Below are 22106 nucleotides of genomic sequence, written 5' to 3' on the forward strand. Positions count from 1 at the left end.
CGACCGGTGGGGGCCTCGTTCGTCGTTCGTCGTTCGGAGAGAGATCAGCTCTCCGTGCCGCCGGCCGGCAGCTGGGACTGGATCAGGTTCATCACCGAGGAGTCGGCGAGGGTCGTGGTGTCGCCGACCTCGCGGCCCTCGGCGATGTCGCGCAGCAGGCGGCGCATGATCTTGCCGGAGCGGGTCTTCGGGAGCTCCGAGACCACCTTGATCTGCTTCGGCTTGGCGATCGGACCGAGGGTCCGGCCGACGTGGTTGCGCAGCTCGGCGATCAGCTCGGGGCTCTCCTCGGCGGTGCCGCGCAGGATCACGAACGCCACGATGGCCTGGCCGGTGGTGGCGTCGGTGGCGCCGACGACTGCGGACTCGGCGACCGCCGGGTGGCCGACCAGGGCCGACTCCACCTCGGTGGTGGAGATGTTGTGGCCGGAGACCAGCATCACGTCGTCGACCCGGCCGAGCAGCCAGATGTCGCCGTCCTCGTCCTTCTTGGCGCCGTCGCCGGCGAAGTAGCGGCCCTCGAAGCGCGACCAGTAGGTGTCGATGTAGCGCTGGTCGTCGCCCCAGATGGTGCGCAGCATCGACGGCCACGGCTCGGTCAGCACCAGGTAGCCGCCGGAGCCGTTCGGGACCTCGCGGGCCTCGTCGTCGACGACGGTGGCGGCGATGCCCGGCAGGGCGCGCTGGGCGGAGCCCGGCTTGGTCTCGGTGACGCCCGGCAGCGGGCTGATCATCATCGCGCCGGTCTCGGTCTGCCACCAGGTGTCGACGATCGGGGTCTTCCCGGCGCCGATGTGCTCCCGGTACCAGACCCACGCCTCGGGGTTGATCGGCTCGCCGACCGAGCCCAGGACGCGCAGGCTCGACAGGTCGAACCGCGCCGGGATGTCGTCGCCCCACTTCATGAAGGTGCGGATCGCGGTGGGCGCCGTGTAGAGGATGGTCACGCCGTACTTCTGGACGATCTCCCAGAACCGGCCCTGGTGCGGGGTGTCCGGGGTGCCCTCGTAGATGACCTGGGTGGCGCCGTTGGAGAGCGGGCCGTAGGTGATGTACGAGTGGCCGGTGACCCAGCCGATGTCCGCGGTGCACCAGTAGACGTCGGTCTCCGGCTTCAGGTCGAACACCGCGTGGTGGGTGTAGCTGGCCTGGGTGAGGTAGCCGCCGGAGGTGTGCAGGATGCCCTTCGGCTTCCCCGTGGTGCCCGAGGTGTAGAGGATGAACAGCGGCTGCTCGGCGTCGTGCGCCTCGGGGGTGTGCTCGGCGGACTGGGCGTCGACCAGCTCGTGCCACCAGACGTCGCGGCCCTCGGTCCAGGCCACCTCCTCGCCGGTGCGGCGCACGACCAGGACCTTCTCCACGCCGTCGACCTTGGTCAGCGCCTCGTCGATGGCGGGCTTCAGCGCGGACGGCTTGCCGCGGCGGTAGCCGCCGTCGGCGGTGATCACCACCTTGGCGTCGGCGTCCTCGATCCGGGAGGCGACGGCGTCGGCGGAGAAGCCGCCGAAGACCACCGAGTGCGCCGCGCCGATCCGGGCGCAGGCCAGCATCGAGACGACCGCCTCCGGGATCATCGGGAGGTACACGGCGACCCGGTCGCCCTTGGCCACGCCCAGCGCCAGCAGCGCGTTGGCGGCCTTGGAGACCTCGTCCTTCAGCTCCGCGTACGTGATCGCGCGGCTGTCGCCCGGCTCGCCCTCGAAGTGGATCGCTACCCGGTCGCCGTTGCCGGCCTCGACGTGGCGGTCCACGCAGTTGTACGCGACGTTGAGCTTCCCGTCGGCGAACCACTTGGCGAACGGCGGGTTCGACCAGTCCAGGGTCTCGGTGGGCTCGACCGCCCAGCTCAGCCGGCGGGCCTGCTCGGCCCAGAAGGCCAGTCGGTCCTCGGAGGCCTGCGCGTAGGCGTCGGCGGTGACGTTGGCCGCCGCGGCGAGCTCCGCGGGCGGGGCGAAGCGCCGTTCCTCCTTGAGCAGGTTGGCCAGGCTCTCGTTGCTCAACGCGCACTCCTCATCGAGTCTCAAATACCGGGGAACCCCGTGCGGAGGGATTGTCCCGTGTGTCCCAGCGCACAGCTCACCAGGCCAACAGCCGTGTTGACAAGAGCTGCCGGAAAATTGGTGTAGACCTTTGATCGGCCTGCGGCGTCGTCCCAGGTGGACGCCGCCCCAGCCGCTCCGCCGGCCCACCCCACGCCTTCCCGTCCCCCGCCCCGGTCAATCCCGCGCGCGGCCTTGACGCGGTCCCCGCCCGGTACTCCACTGACGGTGCGCGACCAACTACCGTACGCGACCGCGACGGGGGTGCCCCCATGAACGCCACCACTCCGCCCTCCCCCCTCCCCGGAGACTTCGCCGTCGTCCGGATGGGCGGCCGCACCGGCCGCCTGATCCGGCTCGGCCAGTTCCTCAACGGCGACGGGTTCGCCGACTACGAGCACGCCTTCGTGCACGTCGGCGACGGACAGCTCGTCGAGGCCCAGCCCGGCGGCGCGGAACTCCGCCCGCTCACCGTCTACGACGGCCACCCCGTCCGCTGGTCCACCGGCCGGGTCCCGCTCACCGACGCCCAGCGCACCGCGATCGTCGCCGCCGCCCACCACTACATCGGCACGCCCTACAGCTTCGCCGACTACCTGGCCCTCGCCGCCGTCCGGCTGCACCTCCCGATGGGCCCCCTGCTGCGCGGCTACGTGGCCAGCAGCAAGCACATGATCTGCTCCCAGCTCGTCGACCAGTGCTACCAGGACGCCGGGGTGCACCTCTTCACCGACCACCGCTGGCCCGGCTACGTCACCCCGGCCGACCTGGCCGACCTGCTGCGGTAGTGGGGGGGGGGGGGGGGGGGGGGGGGGGGGGGGGGGCCCCCGCCCCCCCCCCCCCCCCCCCCCCCCCCCCCCGGGGGGGGCGGGGGGGGGGGGGGGGCCCCCCCGGCCCCCCCCCCCGCCGCACCGGCACCCGGCTCAGGCAGCCAGCTCCTGCTGCTGCTCCGCGTGCACCGGGGCGAACCGGCCCGTGTCCGCGTCCAGCACGTAGGCCTGCGCCGTCGCGAAGTCGAAGTACATCCCGACCAGGCGCAGCGACCCCGCCGCGACCCGGCGCTCCACCGCCGGGTTGGCCATCAGCTGGTCCAACTGCTGCACCACGTTGGTGACGCAGAGCTGCTCGACCACGTCCGCCGCGGGGCGGCCCTCGAACTCCGCGGGCGCGCACCGCAGCCGGGCCAGCGAGCCGCGGCCGTTGCGCAGCCAGCGGGTCAGCGCGGTGGGCGGGCCGTCCTGCTCGGTCGCCCCGTCCAGCAGGGCCTTCATCGCCCCGCAGCCGGAGTGGCCGCAGACCGTGATCGAGGCGACCTCCAGCACCTCCACCGCGTACTGGACGGCGGCGGCCACCGAGTCGTCGGCGGCGCCGGGCTCGTGGGGGGCGGGCACCAGGTTGCCGACGTTGCGGACGGTGAACAGGTCTCCCGGGCCGGAGCTGGTGATCATGCTGGTGACCATCCGGGAGTCCGCGCAGGTCAGGAAGAGCTGGGAGGGCGTCTGCCCGTCCCGGGCGAGCCGGGCCAGCTCCTGGCGGACCAGCGGGGCGGTGTGCTGCTGGAAGCCGCGGACGCCGTCGAGCAGGCGGACGTGCGGGTCGTCCTCGCGCTGCTCGATGCAGTGGTGCCCGACCCAGGGCGTCCAGGCCCGGCAGCGGTGCGGCCCGGGGGAACTGCCCGCGCGGACCGTGCCGTCCGGGTCCAGCACGTCCCTGGACCGGCGGTCCGTCAGCATCGTGACCTGGGCGCCGGAGTCCCGGTGGCCCGTCCGCCAGGCGTGCAGCGCCTCGTAGGCGGCGTGGTCGAGGAAGGAGCCGTCGTGGTGGACCGTCACCCGCGCGCCGGCCGGGATGCGGCCGAGCGCCCGGGACAGCTTGGGGACGGCGACGAACGTCAGCGGGCCGTGGGTGCGGACGGTGTACGAGCCGTCGGGCTCGGCGAGCACGTCGACGTGGGCGCGGGTCAGCCGGTGCAGGGCGAGCAGCACGGCCACCGAGCCGCCCAGCAGCACCCCCAGCGGGACGCCGAGCAGCACCACGCCGAGCACGGTGGCCAGGTAGACCGGGAACTCGCGGTGCCGGTGCACCCGGCGGATGTGCGCGAAGCTGACCATCTGCACGCCGACCACCAGCACCAGCGCGGCCAGCGCCGCCAGCGGGATGCGGCGCAGCCCGGCGGTCAGCGCCAGCGCGGCCACCAGCACCCAGCAGCCGTGCAGCACGGCCGACATCCGGGTGGCCGCGCCGGCCTGCACGTTGGCGGTGGAGCGGACCGCGCCCCCGGCCACCGGGAGCCCGCCGAGCAGGCCGGACAGCAGGTTGGCGGTGCCCTGGGCGCGCAGCTCGCGGTCCAGGTCGCCGGAGCGGCGGGTCATCCGGTCCACCGCGACGGAGGACAGCAGCGACTCGACGCCGGCCACCGCGGCGACGGTCAGCACCAGGCCGAGCAGCGTCGCCCAGTGCGCGGCGAGCGGGCCCGGGGCGGGCATCGAGAAGAACCGGTGGTGCTCCCAGACCGGGAGCTCGACCCGGGCCAGCCGCAGTTCGGCGACCACCGAGAGCGCGGTGGCGGCCGTCACCGCGACCAGCGCGGCGGGCAGTCGGCCCAGCCGGGCGCCGACCCGGCCGGCCGCGCCGGGCAGCCGGCCCAGCCGGGGCCAGCCGTACAGCACGGCGAGCGCCAGCAGGCCCACCAGCAGGGCGGGCGGGTGCGGGCCGGCCAGCTCGCCGGGCAGCGAGAGCAGGTCGGCGAGGGCCGAACTGTGCGGCCGGCCGCCGAGGATGACGTGCAGTTGGGCGATCGCGATCGTCAGGCCGACACCGGCCAGCATGCCGTGCACCACGGCGGGCGAGACGGCGAGCGCGGCCCGGGCCACCCGCAGCGAGCCGAGCAGCAGTTGGAGCAGCCCGGCCGCGACGGTCACCAGGCAGGCGGTCGGCCAGCCGTACTGGGCGATCAGCCCGGCGGTGACCACGGTGAGCGCCGCGGACGGGCCGCTCACCTGGAGGTGGGTGCCGCCGAGCGCCCCGGCGACCAGGCCGCCGACGGCGGCGGAGACCAGACCGGCCGTCAGCGGGGCGCCGGTGGCGAGCGCGATGCCGAGCGCGAACGGCACGGCGATCAGGAAGACGGCGAGCGAGGCCGGCAGGTCGTGCGCCAGCAGGGCCCGGGCCCGGCCGACGGGCGCGGCGGTCTGCTGGGCGGCGGGGGTGTCGGTCGGCGGGGCGTGGTCGGTGGTGTCGGAGGCGATGGGTGCGCTGGAGACGTCGAGAGTCATGGTGGTGCCCGTCTTCTTCCGGGGGAACGAACGCAGTCAGGTCCGGCGGTGCTGCCTGGTCGGATCGGCTGTCGTGGGTCACAGCGGGTGTGGCGGGTGTGGCAGGGGAGGCCGCGCGGCGGAGGGTGCCTGCAGCGGCCGAGCTTCAAGAGCTGGTAAACCGAGAGTAATGAGACCTTTGCACAGCGTGCGCGCGCCGGAGAAGCGCAAAAGGGGCTATTCACCACATCGGGTGGCATCCGAACTGTGCGGGAACTCCTGCGGATGCGCCGAAGGGCCGATCGCGCGCGAGGCGCGGACCGGCCCTTCGGTGCGGTGGTGCGCGGGCTCAGACCCCGGCGGCGCGGGCCGGCTCGGCGCCCGGCACGTACTCCGGGTCGACCTGGGTGGCCAGGTCGATGCCGACCTTGGCGTTGCCCCAGCTCTCCGCGTTGCGCAGGTGGAAGCGGACCGCCTGGGCGCTGTACCGGCGCGGGTCGCGCAGCCCGTGGGCGGCGTCGGCGGCGGCCTTCAGCCCGGCCAGCACGTCCCGGTTCGCGGGCTCCAGCTCGCGCAGCGGCGGCTCGTCCCCGCGCTCCAGCCGGCGCACCCAGCCGGACTGCCCGAAGCAGGCGTACAGGTCCTCGCCGACCTCGCGGCGCAGGAACTCCAGGTCGTCCGGGCCCTGCACCTTGTTGCCGACCACCCGCAGGTGGACGTCGAAGTCCTGGGCGTACTCCTTGTACTGGCGGTACACCGAGACGCCCTTGCGGGTCGGCTCGGCCACCAGGAAGGTCAGGTCGAAGCGGGTGAACAGGCCCGAGGCGAAGGAGTCCGAGCCGGCCGTCATGTCGGTCACCAGGTACTCGTCCGGGCCGTCCAGCAGGTGGTTGAGCAGCAGCTCCACCGCGCCGACCTTGGAGTGGTAGCAGGCCACCCCGAGGTCCTCCTCGGTGAACGCGCCGGTGGCCATCAGCCGCACCGAGCCCTCGTCCAGCGCGATCGGCCGGGCGCAGGCCGCGTAGACCGGGTTCTCCTCGACGATCCGCAGCAGCCGGGAGCCGGGGCCGGGCGGGGTGGTCTTGATCATCTCCTCGGCGGAGCGGATCAGGGGGTTGTCCCCGCGCAGGTACTCCTTGATCTCCGGCAGGTGGGCGCCGAGCGAGGGGAGGGCCGCCGCCTGGCCGTCCGTCAGGCCGAGCGCCGGGCCGAGGTGTTGGTTGATGTCGGCGTCGACGGCGACCACCGGGTGTCCGGCGGCGGCCAAGTGGCGGATGAACAGGGCGGACAGGGTGGTCTTGCCGCTGCCGCCCTTGCCGACGAAGGCGATCTTCATCTCTGAGTCTCCGGCTCTGTGGCTCTGTGGCTCTGCGGCGGGCGGACCCGCCCGGTGCGCCGCTTGCCGTGCGGTCGAGGTGGCCTGCTGCCGCGGTGGACGCTTGTTGGAAACCGTTATCGTCACCGATTAGTGCACATGCTAGCGGTGGTTTGGGGTGTCGCACATAGGGGAAGAGCGGATTGCCACGAAAGGGTGACCCGGGGGTTGCCTCCCGGTCGCTCGCCCGATTCATTACTCTCGGGTAGGTGACCACAGGAACTGACCCGCTCGCCCCGCTGGCCCTGCTCTCCGGGGTCCCCGAGGCCGTCGCCGAGGTGCGGAAGAACGTCGACCGCCTCTACGGGCACCGCGTGATGCGGCGCCGGGCGGGCGAGGTGACCTCCGAGTCCGCGCTGCGCGGCGCCCGCGCCTCCGCCGCCCTGGAGGGCGCCGACTGGCCGCTGGAGGAGGTCCGCCGCCGCACCGACTTCGGCGCCGACCCCGAGGCCCGGACGGTCGGCGCCGCGCTGCGCCTGTCCGCCGAGGCCGGCCAGCTGCTCAGTGTCTGGCGCACCTCCCCGCTCCAGGTGCTGGCCCGGCTGCACCTGCTCGCCGTCGGCGACGGCGACCCGGCCGCCGGTCGGCCGCGCCGCGGCGACGAGGGGGCCGACCCGCTGTTCCCGCGCGAAATCGCCGCCACCGAGGGCGTCGGCACGGACGGGAGTCCGGACGGCGGCGCGGTCGGCGGCGGCCTCCCGGTCGGCGAACTGCCGCCGCCCCCGCCCGCCGAGGCCGCCGCCCGGCTCGACCAGCTGGCCGGACTGCTGGCCGCTCGCGCCGAGCGTCCCACCGGCGGCGCGCCCGCCCTGGTGGTCGCCGCGGTCGTGCACGGCGAACTGCTCGCGCTGCGCCCGTTCGGCTCGTACAACGGACTGGTCGCCCGGGCCGCCCAGCGGATCGTGCTGACCGCCGAGGGGCTCGACCCCAAGGCGATCTGCCCCGCCGAGGTCGGCCTGGCCGAACTCGGCACCGCCGCCTACCGGCAGGCCCTGCTCGGCTACCTGGCGGGCACCCCCGAGGGCCTGGCCCGCTGGCTCGCCCACTGCGCCACCGGGCTCGGCCTCGGCGTCCGGGAGAGCACCGCGGTGTGCGAGGCGATGCAGCGCGGCATGGTCTGAACCCGCCCGCCCCCGGCCGGAGTTGCCCGGCCGGGGCTGCACAGTGATGCGGCGGCGCCCGACTTCTCCGGGCGCCGCCGCTGGTACGGAGGCCGGGTTACCAGTGCATGCACCGTGTTCTTTGCCCATCAGGCGGGGTCCTGTGCCCGTTCGCCTGGTGCGGCGGCCCGTCAGCGGGTCGGCTGCATGTGGGTGCCCAGTAGTCCGTACATCGGTCCGTGGGGCCTGAACTGCGTTGTCGGTTCGACCTCTTGGGGTCCTGACCGGGTCTCGCGGGCCGTACCCCATTTCTACCGCAGATCGGCCGAAAGGGGAACCCGAAAACGGGCGATACCGTGGCTTTGCTCCGGATCTGTCCGATTCGGCGCACCCGGACGGCCCGGGCCGGGGCATCCGGGCCGGGCCGTCGGCATGCGGGGCCGTCGGCGGGTGGGACTGGTGGGGCTGCTGGCGGGTGGGCTCGCTCAGGCCGCCGCGGGGCGCCGCCGCCGGGCGCTGTACCAGAGCACCGCCGCCGTCAGGACGGCCGCGCCGACCGCCACCGCGGCCAGCACCGACCGGCTCGGGGCGTGGAACTCCGGGAGCCGGCGGGTCAGTTCGACCGGCCGGCTGAACACCAGCACCGGCCACTCGCGGGCCACCGCCTCCTTGCGCAGCGCCCGGTCCGGGTTCACCGCAGCCGGGTGGCCGACCGCCTCCAGCATCGGCAGGTCGGTCGAAGAGTCGCTGTACGCATAGCAGTTGGCCAGGTCGTAGCCCTCCCGACCGGCCAGTTCGCGGATCGCCGCGGCCTTGTTCTCGGCGTACGCGTAGTACTCGATCTCGCCGGTGTAGCGCCCCTCCTCGACGTGCAGTCGAGTGGCGATCACATGGTCCGCGCCGAGCAGTTGGCCGATCGGCTCGACCACCTCGGAGCCCGAGCTGCTGACGATCACCACGTCCCGCCCGGCCGCGTGGTGCTGCTCGATCAGCGAGGCGGCCTCGTCGTAGATGATCGGGTCGATCATGCCGTGCAGGGTCTCCGCGACGATCTCCCGCACCTGCTGGACGTTCCAGCCGCGGGTGAGCGCCGACAGGTAGGCCCGCATCTTCTCCATCTGGTCGTGGTCCGCGCCGCCGACCAGGAAGACGAACTGGGCGTAGGCGCTCTTCACCACCGAGCGGCGGTTGATCAGGCCGCCCTGGTAGAACGGGCGGCTGAAGGCGAGCGCGCTGGACTTGGCGATGATCGTCTTGTCGAGGTCGAAGAAGGCGGCCGTCCGGGGCACGCCGTAGCCGGTGGGCGCGGGCCCGGCGGTGGTCGCGGCGGCGGGTCCGGTCGTGGGTCCGGTCGTGGGTGCGGCGGTGGTCGCGGCGGCGGGTCCGGGGTCGGGTTCGGTCTGGCGGTCGACGTCCGGTTCGGTGTTCTGGTCGGCACCGCGGTCGGCGAAGTCGGCGTTCTCGGTGGTGTCCACGGGAACCGAGGATAGAGGGGCGACCAAAACCGGCGGCCATTCGGTGGACCTGTGGGCGTGCGGGTTTGTGTTTCTGGCCGGTCGGGTACACCATGGAAGTCACGGATCGTTCGCGCGACCGTGCTAACCCGGTCCGGCTCCTCCCCCCCGAGTCGGACCGTGGATAGACGACCCCCGCTCTCCCCCCCGGCGGGGGTCGTCGCATGTCCGGGCCCGTTTTCATGGGCAGTTGGGGCCTCCGGGGGTGCTGGGGGCGGAGTTTTCCGGGGGTGCTCCGGTGGCCGCTGGGCCGCCGTCGAGGGTTCTTCGAAGATTCTTCGCAGACCGCGTTCATGTAACGCTGCGTAGTTGTGCGAGTGTCATATTGGTATACCCGATGTGTCAATTCACAACTGCTTCGTCCACTGTTCGAGTGACCTCGGTTATCCACAGGGGCCGGTTATCCACAGGCAATGGGAACTCGGCCCACACATTCCGCGCAGTCCTTCACCATGGTGTCCGCGCCACTCGGCGGAGCCCGCTCCGGGCCGTCGGGTCCGACGCGACGTCAGACCGTTCCCGCACCACGGGAGGCCCGCCTTGTCCGCTCCGGTCACCGACCCGCACCCCACCGCGCCCGAGCCCCCGCCCGGGCCGCTGATCCTCACCGGCGACGAACAGCTCGCCGAACAGCTCACCCGGCTCTGCGCCGCGGCCGGGGCCGAGCCCCGCCTGCTCAGCGGCGCCCCACCGCCCGCCCCGCTCTGGGAGGGCGCCCCGCTGGTACTGGTCGGCGACGACCTGGCCGAGCAGTGCGCGGGCCTGCCCCGGCGACCCGGGGTGCTGCTGCTCGGCCTCGACCTCGACGACGGGGAGATCTGGGTCCGCGCGGTCCGGCTCGGCGCCGAGCACGTCCTCTTCCTGCCCGACGCGCAGTCCTGGCTGCTCGACCGGATCGCCGACGCCACCGAGGGCGTCGGGCCGCCCGCGCTCACCGTCGCCGTGCTCGGCGGCCGCGGCGGGGCCGGAGCCTCCACCCTGGCCTGCGCCCTGGCCGTCCGCGCGGCCCGGGCCGGCCACCGGACGATACTGATCGACGGCGACCCGCTCGGCGGCGGACTGGACGTGCTGCTCGGCGCCGAACAGGCCGACGGCCTGCGCTGGCCCGACCTGGCCGCCTCCCGCGGCCGGATCAACGGGGCCGAGCTGGCCCGGGCGCTGCCCGAACCGCACCGGCTCAGCGCACTGTCCTGGGACAGGTCCGACACCCTGGCCATCCCCGCCGAGGCCATGCGCAGCGTCCTGGCGGCGGCCCGCAGACGCGGCGGCCTGGTCGTCCTCGACCTGCCCAGACACCTCGACGCGGCCGCCGCCCAGGCGCTCGAACAGGCCGACACCGCCCTGCTGGTGGTGCCCGCCGAGCTCCGCGCGATGGCCGCCGCGGACCGGGTCGCCGCCGCCGTCCGGATGCGGCTGGCCGACCTCAGGGCCGTCGTCCGCACCCCCGGCCCGGCCGGGCTCACTCCCGTCGACGTCGCCCGCGGCCTGCACCTGCGGCTGGCCGGCGAACTCGCCCCCGAGCCCGGCCTCGCCCTGGACGTCGAACGCGGCACCCCGCCCGGACTGCGCGAACGCGGGCCGCTGGCCCGGTTCTGCGGCCGGTTCCTGACCGAAGCGATGCCGCCCGTCGTGGCGGCCTGAGGAGGACCCATGACCAACCGTCTGCACGCCGTCGACCACCGGGCCGCGGACTCCCGCGCCGTGGATTCCCGCACGGTGGATTCCGGTGCGCCGGGCCGCCGTTCCGCGGACATCCGCGCCGTGGACGCCGGGACGGGGGAGGCCGCCGGGGCACCCGGGCCCGCCCGGGGCGCGGTGCGCGCCGTCCGGCAGCCGATCACCCGCGCCCACCGCCGGATCGCCGTACCGCGGGCCCGCCACCTGTTCGGCACCCCGTCCGGGCCGATCGGGCCCGGCCCGGAGCCCGAGCCGGCCGAGGCCGCTCCCGGGCCCCAGCAGGCCCCGCCGGTCCGGTACCTGGTGCGCCGTCAGCAGGGCGCCGCCGCACCGCCCCCGCCGCCGCCCGGCACTCTGTCGTCGGGCAGGCCGGGGGTCGGCCGGGCGCGGGCCGGGGCGGTCCCGTCCGGCGGAATGCCGGACGAGGCCGCGGCCGAGCTGGTGGACGCCGTCCGGATGCGGCTCGCCGAGGCGGGCGCGTCGCCCACCGCAGGTTCGGTCGCCGCCGCCCTGCGCGCGGCCCGGCCGCCGCTCGGCGGGGCCGACGTGCTGAACGCGGTGCGCACGCTGCGCGCCGAGATCGTCGGCGCGGGCCCGCTCGACCCGCTGCTCGCCGAGACCGGCGTCACCGACGTCCTGGTCAACGGCCCGGACCGGATCTGGGTCGACCGGGGCCGCGGCCTGGAACGCGCGTCCGGCGTGCGCTTCCCGAACGCGGACGCCGTCCGCCGTCTCGCCCACCGGCTGGCCACCGCGGCCGGCCGCCGCCTCGACGACGCCCGCCCCTGGGTGGACGCCCGGCTCCCCGACGGCACCCGGCTGCACGCCGTGCTCCCGCCGATCGCCGCCGACTGCACGCACATCTCGCTGCGCACCACCCGCAGCAAGCCCTTCACCCTCGCCGAACTGGTCGCCGCCGGGGCACTGCCACCGTCCGGGGCCGACCTGCTCGCCGCCGTGCTGCGGGCCCGGCTCTCGCTGCTGATCTCCGGCGGCACCGGCAGCGGCAAGACCACCCTGCTCGCCGCCCTGCTCGGGCTGGTCCCCGACCACGAGCGGATCGTCCTCGCCGAGGACTCCGCCGAGCTGCGCCCGGACCACCCGCACGTGGTCCGCCTGCAGTCCCGCCCGCCCAACCAGGAGTCGCTGGGCGAACTGACCCTGCGCGACCTGGTCCGCCAGGCCCTGCGGATGCGACCCGACCGGCTGGTGGTCGGCGAGGTCCGGGGCGCCGAGGTGGTCGACCTGCTGGCCGCCCTCAACACCGGCCACGAGGGCGGCTGCGGCACCGTCCACGCCAACACCGCCGCCGACGTCCCCGCCCGGCTGGAGGCGCTCGGCTCGCTCGCCGGACTCGACCGGCACGCGCTGCACAGCCAGCTCCGGGCCGGACTCGACGCGGTCGTCCACCTGGGCCGCGACCGGGCCGACGGCCGCCGCCGGGTCACCGGCCTGCACCTGCTGGTCGGGGACGCCGACGGGCTGACCAGCACGCTCGCCGCCGTCCACTTCGAACGCGACGGCCGCAGCCGCCCCGGCCCCGGCTGGTCCCGGCTGCGGGAGCTCTGCGCCGAACGCGGCGTCGACCTCCCGCCGGAACCGGCGCTGGCGGCCGTCGGGGAACCGGCCGGGGCGGTGGCGGGGAGCAGCGGTACGGCCGACGGGGCTGTCCCGGTCGCCCCGGCGTCGCCCGCTTCTCCGGTCGTCTTGGCTTCTCCGGCTTCTTCAGTCTCCCCGGCTTCTCCGGCGTCGCCGGCCCCTCCGGTCGTCTTGGCTTCCCGAGTCTCCCCGGCTTCGCCAGTCCCTCCGGTCTCTCCGGCTTCCCCAGTTTCTTCGGACTCTCCGGTCGAGCAGGTGCCCGTCGGCGAGGCGGGGGAGGGGACATGACGGTGCAGCAGATCGAGTTCACCTGGGTGGCCGTGCTCTGTGTGGTCGGGGCGGTGGCCTGGCAGCTGTTGCGCTCGGGTGCCGGGTGGCCGTGGTGAGCGGGCTGTTCGAGCTGCTCGTGCTGCGGGTGTGCGGGGCCGTTGGTGCCGCGGGCCCGGCCGGGGCAGCTGTCTCGGCGGGGGCGGTGGCCGTCGGGCTGGCGCTCGGGTCGTTCGGGGCGGGGCGGCTGCTCGCGGTGCGTCGCAGGGTACGGGGCGGCAGCCGGGCGCGGCGGGTGCTGGCGGGGGCGTGCGGTCCCGCCGGGCCGGGCGGGCGGCTCGGCCGGCTCGGGGCGGCGTGGCAGCGCCGACGGCCCCGCTGGCTGGTGCCCGAACTGCTGCTGCTCCCGGCCGGGGTGGTGGCGGGGCGCGGTACCGACTCGGTGCTGCCGCTGCTCGGGGCGGCCTGCGCCGTGGTCCCGGTGCGCCGCTGGCGGGCCCGGCTCGGGGCGGCCCGTGCTGCCCGGCACCGGGCCGCGGCGGTGATCGAGCTGTGCGCCGGTCTGGCGGCCGAACTGCACAGCGGGGCCACGCCCGAACAGGCGATGAGCGCCGTCCTCTCCCGGGCCGCACCGGACTGGGACCGCCGCCTCGGTGCCGGACCGGCGGCCGGGCTGGCCGCCGGGCGCTACGGCGCGGACCTGCCCGCGGCGCTCCGTCTGGTGGCCGAACTGCCGGGCGGGGAGGGCGCGGCAGCCATGGCGGCCTGCTGGCAGGTCAGCACCGAGAGCGGGACGGGCCTGGCCACCGGCCTCGAACAGGTCGCGGACGCGCTGCGTGCCGAGCGGGCCCTCACTGAGGAGATCTCGGGCGAACTCGCGGGCCCGCGCACCACGGTGGTCGTCCTCGCAGCCCTGCCCGCGGTCGGCCTGGGGCTGGGAACCGCGCTCGGCGCGCACCCCGTGCACGTCCTGCTGCACACCCCCGCCGGGCTGCTCAGCCTGCTGGCCGGGGCCGCCCTGGAGACCGCCGGGCTGTTCTGGACGGCCCGGATCGTCCGCGCGGCCGAGGACGCCCCGGCCAGGCCCCGGCCGCTCCGTGCCCCGGTCACCGGGTGCGGGATCAGTCGGACCCGCCATGGTCCGGACGGTCCGGGTGTGGCGGGTGCCGGGTGAACGGGGGAGGCGTGGTGGACACGGACATGGTGCTGGTGCCGGTGGCCGCCGCCGGGTTGGTGGGGGAGGTGCTGGCAGCGGTGTGGTGGCGGTCGGTGCGGCGACGGGCCGAGCGGTGCGTCCCCGCGGTGGCGGCCCGTCCGGCGCGGGGCGGGTGGCGCGGCCGGGCGGGGCCCGTCGCCGGGCGGCTGCTCGGGCGGCTGGCGGGGGACCGGCCGCTGGCCGGGCTGCTCGGTCTCACGGCCGGGGCGCTGGTCGGCGGTTGGGCGGGTCTGGTGGCGGGGGCGCTGGTCGGCTGGGCGGGGTGGCGGCTGCTGCCCCGGGTCCGGTCGCCCGGCGAGCGTCGCCGGGCCGCCGAACGGGACTGGCTGGTCCGCCAACTTCCGCTCACGGCGGACCTGCTGGCGGCCTGCCTCGGTTCGAGCAACTCCCCGGCCGGGGCGGCCCGGGCGGTCGCCGCCAGCGTGCCGCCACCGATGCGGGACCGCCTGTCCGGGGTCGCGGCTCAACTCGCCCTCGGTGCCGCCCCGGAGCACTGCTGGGAGCGCCTGGCCGCCGACTGCCCGCCGATGGCACCGCTCGCCCGCTGCCTGGCCCGCACCGCCGTGAGCGGTGCCCCGCCGGCGGGGGCGCTCGCCGGCCTGGCCCAGTCCCAGCGGGCGGCGGCCGCCCGGGCTGCGCACGCGAGGGTCCGCCGGGCCGGGGTGCTGGCGACCGCCCCGCTCGGGCTCTGCTTCCTGCCCGCGTTCGTGCTGATCGGGGTCGTCCCGGTCGTCACCGGGCTGACCGGAGCCTTCGCCCAGCGCCTGTGACCGTGCCGGTCGGCTTCCGACCGAGCCAAGTCGATTGTCGAAGAAAGGACTTCCCCATGAAGACGCTCTGCGCACCGATCCGCCCGGCCACCGCCGCGCACGCCGCCCGCAGGCTCGGCGGCTGGCTGCGCCACCGCTGCCGAAAGGTCGCGGCGGGTCCGCCGGACGCGGGCATGAGCACCGCCGAGTACGCGATCGGCACCGTTGCGGCCTGCGCGTTCGCGGCCGTGCTCTACAAGGTCGTGACGAGTGGAGCGGTCTCCGGGGCACTCTCGGAGATCCTCGACCGGGCCCTGCATGCGGTCTGAGCGGCGGCCGAGAGGACAGCGGCCGTCCGGGCGGCCCCGGGCGCCGGACGCCGGGATGGTGACGGCCGAGACGGCGGTCGGGCTGCCCGCGCTGGTGCTGCTCGCGGTGATGCTGACCTGGGGCGTGGTCGCGGCCGGTGCCCAGATCCGCTGCGTGGACGCGGCCCGGGTCGGTGCCCGGGCCGCCGCCCGCGGGGACGCCGACGCCGTGGCCCGGGCTGTCGCGGCCGCCCCGCGCGGCGCGAAGGTCCAGGTCGCGCTGGACGCCGACACCGCCCGGGTCACGGTCGAGGCCCCCTGCCCGGGCCCGGGCAGGCTCGCCGCGCTGCTCTCGGTGCGGCTGACCGCGACAGCGGTCGGTGCCCGGGAGGACGTGCTGACCGGAGAGGAATGAGAGGAGGGACGCGCGTGCGCGCACCGGAGGACGATCGGGCCCGCTGCCCCGGGCCGGCCGGCCGGGACGGCCCCGTCGGCGGTGCCGCCGACCGCGGCTCGGCCACGGTCTGGCTGGTGTCGTTCGGGCTGCTCGGGGTGGTGGTGTTCTCGGCCTGCCTGACGCTGGGCGCGGCGGTGGCGGCCCGGCACCGGGCCGAGTCGGCGGCCGATCTCGCCGCACTGGCCGCGGCGGGGCGGCTGCTGCTCGACCCGGACGGCGGGTGCGGGCGGGCGGCGGAGCTGACCGGGCGTCAGGAACGGGCCGAGTTGGTCTCCTGCACCGCCGTCCCGGGGGAGGACGCCGTGGAGGTGGTGGTCCAGGTGCCGGTCCGCGGGGTCCTGCTGCCCCTCGGCCCGGCCCGGGCCCGCTCCCGGGCCGGACCGCTCTGGGCCTGGGGCGACGAGGCCGACACCCCGAGGAGCCGCCCGGTGCCGGTCGCCCGTGCCGGGCCCCCGCCGACGGCCGACGGCGCGTCAGCCGTCGGCCCCCGGGTCCTCCCGGGAGGCCGGGGCGTGGGCGAGCAGGACGGTGAGGAGGCGGATCGCGGCGGCCTTGTCCAGGGGTTCGTTGCCGTTGCCGCACTTGGGGGACTGGACGCAGGACGGGCAGCCGCGCTCGCACGCGCAGGCGGTGATCGCGTCGCGGGTGGCGGTCAGCCACTCGACGGCGCGGCGGAAGCCGCGTTCGGCGAAGCCCGCGCCGCCGGAGTGGCCGTCGTAGACGAAGACGGTGGGCAGGCCGGTGTCGGGGTGCAGGGGGACGGAGACGCCGCCGATGTCCCAGCGGTCGCAGGTGGCGAACAGCGGGAGGAGGCCGATCGAGGCGTGCTCGGCGGCGTGCGCCGCGCCGGGGAGCTGGTCGAACGGGACGAGCGCGTCGAGCAGTTGGTCCTCGGTGACGGACCACCAGACGGCCCGGGTGCGCAGCGTGCGGGGCGGCAGGTCGAGCTTGCTCTCGCCGAGGACCTCCCCGGTGGAGATCCGCTTGCGCAGGTAGCCGACCACCTGGTTGGTGACCTCCACCGAGCCGAAGCCGAGCCGGGCCTCGCCCCACTCCTCGACGGCGTCGGTGGCCAGGATCGAGATCGAGGTGACGTCCCGCGCGGTGGTGGTGTACGGCGGGTTCGCGGGGGAGACCAGGGCGACCGAGGACTCCAGGTCGAGTTCGCGGACCAGGTAGCTCCGGCCCCGGTGCAGGTGGACGGCGCCGGTGTGCACGGTGGTGTGCGCGGCCTCGGCGTCCACGGTGCCGAGCAGCCGCCCGGTGTCGGCCTCGACGATCTGCACGGGGCTGCCGCCGCTGCCGCGCAGGTCCACGCTGTCGGCGGCGCGTTCGCGGCGGGTCCAGTACCAGGAGCCGTCGGCGCGCCGGCGCAGCAGCCCGCGCCGCTCCAGCACCGGCAGCAGTGGCGCGGCGGAGGGGCCGAAGAGCTCCAGGTCGCTCTCGCCGAGCGGGAGTTCGGCGGCGGCCGCGCACAGGTGCGGGGCGAGCACGTGCGGATTGTCGGGGTCGAGGACGGTGGCCTCCACGGGCGTGGCGAACAGCGCCTCGGGGTGGTGGACCAGATAGGTGTCCAGCGGGTCGTCGCGGGCGATCAGCACGGCCAGCGCGCCCTGTCCGTCGCGCCCGGCCCGCCCGGCCTGCTGCCAGAGCGAGGCGCGGGTGCCGGGATAGCCGGCGATCAGCACGGCGTCCAGGCCGGAGACGTCCACGCCGAGCTCCAGCGCGGAGGTGGAGGCGAGGCCGAGCAGCCGGCCGGTGTGCAGGTCGCGCTCCAGGGCCCGCCGCTCCTCGGCGAGGTACCCGCCCCGGTAGGCGGCGACCCGCTCGGCCAGCGGGTGGCCCAGCTGTTCCTGGGCCTGCAGCGCGACCAGTTCGGCGGCCCGCCGGGAGCGGACGAAGGCGACGGTGCGGGTGCCGTTGTGCACCAGGTCGGTGAGCAGGTAGCCGGTCTCGGCGGTGGCGGTGCGGCGGACGGGCGCGCCGTGCTCGCCGACGTTCTCGGTCAGCGGCGGCTCCCAGAGCGCGAACACCAGCGGGCCGCGCGGCGAGCGGTCCTCGGTGACGGCGGTGGCGGGCAGCCCGGTGAGCCGTTCCGCGGTGACGGCCGGTTCGGCGGTGGTCGCGGAGGCCAGCAGGAAGGTCGGCGCGGAGCCGTAGCGGGCGCACAGCCGCCGCAGCCGGCGCAGCACCTGGGCGACGTGCGAGCCGAACACGCCGCGGTAGGTGTGGCACTCGTCGACGACCACGTACTTCAGCGTCTTCAGGAAGGAGGACCAGCGCGGGTGGGCCGGGAGTATCCCGCGGTGCAGCATGTCCGGGTTGGTCAGCACGTAGGAGGCGTACTGCCGGACCCACTCGCGCTCCTGCGGCGGGGTGTCGCCGTCGTACAGCGCGACCCGGACCCGTTCGGGGACGAGTTCGGCGGCGCGCCGACGCTGGTCGGCGGCCAGCGCCTTGGTCGGGGCCAGGTAGAGCGCGGTCGCGCCGCGTCCGTTGCGGGCCTCGGTGCCGGTCAGCAGGTCGCTGAGCAGCGGCGCCAGGTAGCCCAGCGACTTGCCCGAGGCGGTGCCGGTGGCGATCACCGTGGTCCGCCCGCCCAGTGCCAGGTCCATCGCCTCGGCCTGGTGCGTCCAGGGCAGGACCACGCCGAGCCGGGAGGCCGCCGCGACCACCTCCTGACGGATTCCTTCCGGCCAGGGCGCATGGCCGGCCTCCCTGGCGGGCAGGTGCTCCGTATGGGTGAGGCGGTCCGACCTGCCGCGCTCGGTGGAAAGGCTGGCGAGCAGGGCCTCGGGCTGGTGGTGACGGGGCGGCATGAAGACCCAGTGTGTCACCGGCGTGACGGAGAATCGCTGCTAACCATCGTGCGGCCGTGGTCGCAGGTGGTTGAATGAAGCCGTGACGGCCGCACGGCCGAGGGCCACGAGGCCGAGGCTCCGACCTGCCGGTTCGCCGCGCCCTGGCTCTGCGACCGAGTGGTCGTGGCCCACCGGGCTGATGGTCGCAATGACGTAGCAAGGCAAGGTGCTGGAGGTTCCGTGGACCTGTCCCTGTCGACCCGTACTGTCGGCGACCGCACGGTCGTCGAGGTTGGCGGCGAGATCGATGTGTACACCGCGCCCAAGTTGCGCGAGCAGCTTGTCGAGCTCGTCAACGACGGCAACTACCACCTGGTCGTCGACATGGAGGGCGTCGACTTCCTCGACTCCACCGGTCTCGGTGTGCTGGTCGGTGGTCTGAAGCGGGTGCGTGCGCACGAGGGTTCGCTGCGCCTGGTCTGCAACCAGGAGCGCATCCTCAAGATCTTCCGGATCACCGGTCTGACCAAGGTGTTCCCGATCCACAACTCGGTGGACGAGGCCGTCGCGGCCAACGACTGACGTTCCGTCGGTCCGCCGTTCCCGTCGCAGCTTCTCGATCGACCGATCGATTGATCGACCGATAGATCGACCGACGCCGGTCGGCCGGGCCCCGTGCCCGGGCCGACCGGCGAGGTCGGCGTTCCCGCTTCCACCGTGCGGGCCGGTGTGCCCGGCGGCGGTGAGCAACCCCGGAGGGGAGACATGGCAACCGTCGAACTTCGATTCAGCGCGCTTCCCGAGCACGTGCGCACCGCCCGGCTGGTGGCCGCCGCGGTGGCCAGACGGGCCGGGGTGGACGAGTCGGTGCTCGACGAGTTGCGGCTCGCCGTCGGCGAGGCCTGCTCCCGCGCGGTGGCGCTGCACCGGCGCAACGGCGTGGACGGCGCGGTCAAGGTCGCGCTGACCGAGCAGGAGAAGCGCTTCCTCATCGAGGTCGCCGACGAGGCCGGCCCGGGCGGCTCGGCCGACGGCGCCGCGGGTGCCGCGCCGGAGGACGAGGACGCGCTCGGCCTGGCGGTGATCACCGGTCTGGTCGAGGACGTCGAGGTCGGCAACGGCTCCGAGGGCGGCGTGATCCGGATGAGCTGGCCGATCGCCCCGGCGTCCGTCCCGGTCTGAGGCCGCCCCGGCCGGGGTGCCCGACGTTCCGTCCGGGTGCCCACCGGTCCGTCCCGTCCGTCCCGCACCGTGATGCTTTTCACCGTCCGCCCGCCGTCCGCCGCTGAGCTGCGCGGATGTCGGCGGGCCCCGTCCTGCTCGGCGGAAGGGTCCGGCGGGGCGTGTAGGTTCGCTGGCGATGCCCGGAGCCGGGTGTCAGCGACCGAAAGGGCCCCGGTGAAGAAGCGACTGGTGACCGTCTCCGCGCTCGGCGCGCTGCTCGCGCTCGCCGCCGTCGGCTGCTCCGCCGACGACTCGGCGAAGCTCGACGGCTGGGCGAAGAGCGTCTGCGACTCGGCGCGGGACCCGATCGCACAGTCCCGGACGGCACTCGCCGACACCGGGAACGTCAAGGACGGCGAGGCCCCCGCCGACCTGCAGAAGCGGCTGTCCGCGGACCTCGCCACGCTCGCCGCCACCAACCAGCAGCTGGCCGACGCCGTGCAGAAGGCCGGCGCGCCGAAGATCGACAGCGGGGCGAAGGTCCAGCAGGACGCCGTCAACGAGCTGAAGCAGGTGGCGCAGGGCTACCTGGACGCGCAGAAGAAGCTGGACGGGCTGGCCAGCGGCGACCAGGCCAAGTTCGCGGACGGCCTGCGCAGCGTCGGCGACCAGGTGCAGCGCCTCTCCCAGGTGTCCACCTCCGCGCTGGGCACCCTGCAGAGCGGCGACCTGGGCGACGCGATCAAGAAGCAGAGCGGCTGCAAGGCCCCCGCGGCCGGTGCCGGTGCGCCCGCCGCCGACCCGTCCGGCTCCGCCGCGCCCGGCGGCGCGGCCCCGTCCGGGGCCCCGTCCGACGGCGCCCCGCAGCCCGCGGGCTCCGTCGCGCCGTCGTCCACCGCGAGCTGACGGTCCGGAGCGGCGGCGCGGCCCCGCGAGGGCGGTTTCCGGCCGGATCGCGGGCGGGAGTTGACGCCCCGTCCGGCCCGCCGCCCGGGCCCGCCGTCACGGGCGGGTGCCGGCGGGCGGTCCGCGACGGGGGAGAATGGCGGGGTGACGAACAGCCCCGTACTTCCCGTTCTTGACGCCGACCGTTCGGCGGAGTTCCGCGAGGCGCTGCTGAAGGCCGCCTTCACCGCCGACGGACTGCTCGACCTGCTCGGCCCGACCGCGTACGCGGCGCTGGCCCGCAGCGAGGCCGTTCCGGCGCTGCGGGCGACCCGGGGCGGGACGCCGCTGGAGACCCTGGTGCGGCTGTTCCTGCTGCAGCAGCCGGTGCCGCGGTCCGCCGCCGAGGCGGCGCTGCCGGTCGAAGCCCTGCTGGCCGACGGCTGGCTGGCGGCGGACGGCGAGCGGGTGCGCGCCACCGTGGACGTCCGGCCGTACGCCGACGAGGTCGCGGGCCTGCCCAGCGCGGACGCCTGGGTGGTGTCCGACCTCGGCTGCGCCGTCGGCGGCGCGGGCGGCATCGGCTCGGGCCGCACCGACGCCGGGGTCGAGCGGCGCGACCTGGTGCTCGGGGTCGGCGGCGCGTCCACCACGCTGGCCAACCTGACGGTGCGCCGGCCGGTCCGCGAGGTGCTGGACCTGGGCTCCGGCTCCGGCGTGCAGGCGCTGCACGCGGCCCGGCACGCCCAGCGGGTCACCGCCACCGACCTCAACCCGCGCGCCCTGGACTTCACCCGGCTGACCGCCGCGCTCTCCGGCTTCGCGCAGGTGGAGACCGCCGGGGGCAGCCTGTACGAGCCGGTCGGCGACCGGCGCTTCGACCTGATCGTCTCCAACCCGCCGTTCGTGATCTCCCCGGCCGGCCGGTTCACCTACCGGGACGGCGGGATGGCCGGCGACGAGCTGTGCCGCAGCGTGGTCCGCGGCGCCGCCGCGCACCTGGAGCCCGGCGGCTACTGCCAGCTGCTGGCGAACTGGCAGCACGTCAGGGGCGAGGACTGGCGCGACCGGCTGGCCGGCTGGGTCGCCGGCACCGGCCTGGACGCCTGGGTGGTGCAGCGCGAGGTGCAGGACGTCGTCCAGTACGCCGAGCTGTGGCTGCGCGACGGCGGCGACCACCGGGGCCCGGAGTACACCGCCCGGTACGAGGAGTGGCTGGACGGCTTCGAGGCCGCCGGGGTGGAGGCCGTCGGCTTCGGCTGGATCGTCCTGCGGGCCTCCGGCGCCGCCGACCCGGTGGTGCGGATCGAGGAGTGGCCGCACCCGGTGGAGCAGCCGCTCGGCCCGCACATCGAGGAGTGGTTCGCCCGGCAGGACTTCCTGCGCGGGCACGACGACGCCGGGCTGCTGGCCGCCCGCTACCTGCTCGCCGACGAGGTGGTGCAGGAGCAGATCGGCGAGCCCGGCTCGGAGGACCCGGAGCACGTGGTGCTGCGCCACAACCGGGGCATGCGGCGGGCCACCAAGGTGGACACCGTCGGCGCGGGCTTCGCCGGCGTCTGCGACGGCACCCTGACGGCCGGGGAGATCGTCGACGCGATCGCCCAGCTGCTCGGCGAGGACCGGGCGGAGCTCCGCGAGCGGGTGCCCGAGTCGCTGCGGCTGCTGGTCGAGCAGGGGTTCGTCGAACCCGTCCGCTGA

At 75.4% G+C, this 22106-nt stretch carries 16 protein-coding genes and 2 pseudogenes; 13 read left to right on the forward strand and 5 right to left on the reverse strand.

Features of this window, described 5'->3' with window-relative positions; all coding sequences use genetic code 11:
• Positions 1 to 44: 44 nt before the first annotated feature.
• On the reverse strand, positions 45 to 2000 hold the full coding sequence (gene acs / locus ACIQBJ_RS11730) for an acetate--CoA ligase (protein ID WP_400707495.1): 1956 nt from the start codon (positions 1998 to 2000) through the stop codon (positions 45 to 47).
• A 311-nt stretch (positions 2001 to 2311) separates the two neighbouring features.
• Between acs and ACIQBJ_RS11735 the strand changes: the two genes are divergently transcribed.
• On the forward strand, positions 2312 to 2827 hold the full coding sequence (locus tag ACIQBJ_RS11735) for a hypothetical protein (protein ID WP_400707498.1): 516 nt from the start codon (positions 2312 to 2314) through the stop codon (positions 2825 to 2827).
• A 135-nt stretch (positions 2828 to 2962) separates the two neighbouring features.
• Here the strand turns inward: ACIQBJ_RS11735 and ACIQBJ_RS11740 are convergent, their stop codons facing one another.
• Together ACIQBJ_RS11740 and ACIQBJ_RS11745 are read right to left on the reverse strand one after the other, a co-directional pair.
• A complete protein-coding gene (locus ACIQBJ_RS11740; RefSeq protein WP_400707501.1) occupies positions 2963 to 5314 on the reverse strand; it encodes a SulP family inorganic anion transporter in 2352 nt (783 codons plus the stop codon).
• A gap of 328 nt (positions 5315 to 5642) precedes the next feature.
• Entirely contained in the window at positions 5643 to 6629 is a 987-nt protein-coding gene (locus ACIQBJ_RS11745) for an ATP-binding protein (RefSeq protein WP_400707504.1), read from the reverse strand.
• A gap of 248 nt (positions 6630 to 6877) precedes the next feature.
• On the opposite strand from ACIQBJ_RS11745, the gene ACIQBJ_RS11750 reads away from it, so the two are divergent.
• Positions 6878 to 7789 (forward strand): oxidoreductase, encoded by a 912-nt coding sequence (locus ACIQBJ_RS11750; RefSeq protein ID WP_400707507.1) that lies wholly within the window; start codon positions 6878 to 6880, stop codon positions 7787 to 7789.
• 464 nt (positions 7790 to 8253) lie between these two features.
• Here ACIQBJ_RS11750 and ACIQBJ_RS11755 read toward each other — a convergent pair whose 3' ends face one another.
• Entirely contained in the window at positions 8254 to 9057 is an 804-nt protein-coding gene (locus ACIQBJ_RS11755; protein WP_400708137.1) for an HAD family hydrolase, read from the reverse strand.
• A gap of 765 nt (positions 9058 to 9822) precedes the next feature.
• Between ACIQBJ_RS11755 and ssd the strand changes: the two genes are divergently transcribed.
• From ssd to ACIQBJ_RS11790, 7 genes and pseudogenes are all read left to right on the forward strand, one after another.
• Positions 9823 to 10923: a septum site-determining protein Ssd gene (gene ssd, locus ACIQBJ_RS11760; protein WP_400707510.1), complete on the forward strand. Its 1101-nt coding sequence runs from the start codon at positions 9823 to 9825 to the stop codon at positions 10921 to 10923.
• 450 nt (positions 10924 to 11373) lie between these two features.
• Positions 11374 to 12525, forward strand: a pseudogene (locus ACIQBJ_RS11765) (TadA family conjugal transfer-associated ATPase); the annotation flags it as partial.
• Positions 12526 to 12940: 415 nt separating this feature from the next.
• Positions 12941 to 13999 (forward strand): type II secretion system F family protein, encoded by a 1059-nt coding sequence (locus tag ACIQBJ_RS11770; protein WP_400707513.1) that lies wholly within the window; start codon positions 12941 to 12943, stop codon positions 13997 to 13999.
• A 14-nt stretch (positions 14000 to 14013) separates the two neighbouring features.
• Entirely contained in the window at positions 14014 to 14811 is a 798-nt protein-coding gene (locus tag ACIQBJ_RS11775) for a type II secretion system F family protein (protein WP_400707516.1), read from the forward strand.
• Between the two features lie 56 nt (positions 14812 to 14867).
• The gene (locus tag ACIQBJ_RS11780) at positions 14868 to 15119 is read left to right on the forward strand and encodes a DUF4244 domain-containing protein (protein ID WP_400707519.1); all 252 of its coding nucleotides are present in this window, start codon (positions 14868 to 14870) and stop codon (positions 15117 to 15119) included.
• A gap of 55 nt (positions 15120 to 15174) precedes the next feature.
• Complete coding sequence (locus ACIQBJ_RS11785; protein WP_400707522.1) at positions 15175 to 15513, forward strand: TadE family type IV pilus minor pilin; 339 nt, start codon at positions 15175 to 15177, stop codon at positions 15511 to 15513.
• Positions 15510 to 15926, forward strand: a pseudogene (locus tag ACIQBJ_RS11790) (Rv3654c family TadE-like protein); the annotation flags it as partial. The gene ACIQBJ_RS11785 and the pseudogene ACIQBJ_RS11790, both read left to right, overlap by 4 nt.
• Before the next feature lie 102 nt (positions 15927 to 16028).
• Here ACIQBJ_RS11790 and ACIQBJ_RS11795 read toward each other — a convergent pair.
• Entirely contained in the window at positions 16029 to 18374 is a 2346-nt protein-coding gene (locus ACIQBJ_RS11795; RefSeq protein WP_400707525.1) for a DEAD/DEAH box helicase, read from the reverse strand.
• Between the two features lie 222 nt (positions 18375 to 18596).
• On the opposite strand from ACIQBJ_RS11795, the gene bldG reads away from it, so the two are divergent.
• From bldG to ACIQBJ_RS11815, 4 genes are all read left to right on the forward strand, one after another.
• Positions 18597 to 18938, forward strand: coding sequence for an anti-sigma factor antagonist BldG (gene bldG / locus ACIQBJ_RS11800; protein WP_400707528.1), 342 nt, complete (start codon positions 18597 to 18599; stop codon positions 18936 to 18938).
• A gap of 183 nt (positions 18939 to 19121) precedes the next feature.
• A complete protein-coding gene (locus tag ACIQBJ_RS11805) occupies positions 19122 to 19538 on the forward strand; it encodes an ATP-binding protein (RefSeq protein WP_400707531.1) in 417 nt (138 codons plus the stop codon).
• A 231-nt stretch (positions 19539 to 19769) separates the two neighbouring features.
• On the forward strand, positions 19770 to 20426 hold the full coding sequence (locus ACIQBJ_RS11810) for a small secreted protein (protein ID WP_400707534.1): 657 nt from the start codon (positions 19770 to 19772) through the stop codon (positions 20424 to 20426).
• A gap of 144 nt (positions 20427 to 20570) precedes the next feature.
• Positions 20571 to 22106 (forward strand): methyltransferase, encoded by a 1536-nt coding sequence (locus tag ACIQBJ_RS11815; RefSeq protein ID WP_400707537.1) that lies wholly within the window; start codon positions 20571 to 20573, stop codon positions 22104 to 22106.

Origin of the sequence: Kitasatospora sp. NPDC088391 (assembly GCF_044753345.1) — a bacterium.
In the GTDB taxonomy this organism is placed as follows: domain Bacteria; phylum Actinomycetota; class Actinomycetes; order Streptomycetales; family Streptomycetaceae; genus Kitasatospora.

Bases quoted from the DNA above. Each gene is read 5' to 3' on its own strand.
- ACIQBJ_RS11785 (WP_400707522.1), top strand. From the start codon at position 15,175: ATGGTGACGGCCGAGACGGCGGTCGGGCTGCCCGCGCTGGTGCTGCTC.
- ACIQBJ_RS11735 (WP_400707498.1), top strand. From the start codon at position 2,312: ATGAACGCCACCACTCCGCCCTCCCCCCTCCCCGGAGACTTCGCCGTC.
- ACIQBJ_RS11795 (WP_400707525.1), bottom strand. From the start codon at position 18,374: ATGCCGCCCCGTCACCACCAGCCCGAGGCCCTGCTCGCCAGCCTTTCC.
- ACIQBJ_RS11780 (WP_400707519.1), top strand. From the start codon at position 14,868: ATGAAGACGCTCTGCGCACCGATCCGCCCGGCCACCGCCGCGCACGCC.
- ACIQBJ_RS11740 (WP_400707501.1), bottom strand. From the start codon at position 5,314: ATGACTCTCGACGTCTCCAGCGCACCCATCGCCTCCGACACCACCGAC.
- ACIQBJ_RS11745 (WP_400707504.1), bottom strand. From the start codon at position 6,629: ATGAAGATCGCCTTCGTCGGCAAGGGCGGCAGCGGCAAGACCACCCTG.
- ACIQBJ_RS11805 (WP_400707531.1), top strand. From the start codon at position 19,122: ATGGCAACCGTCGAACTTCGATTCAGCGCGCTTCCCGAGCACGTGCGC.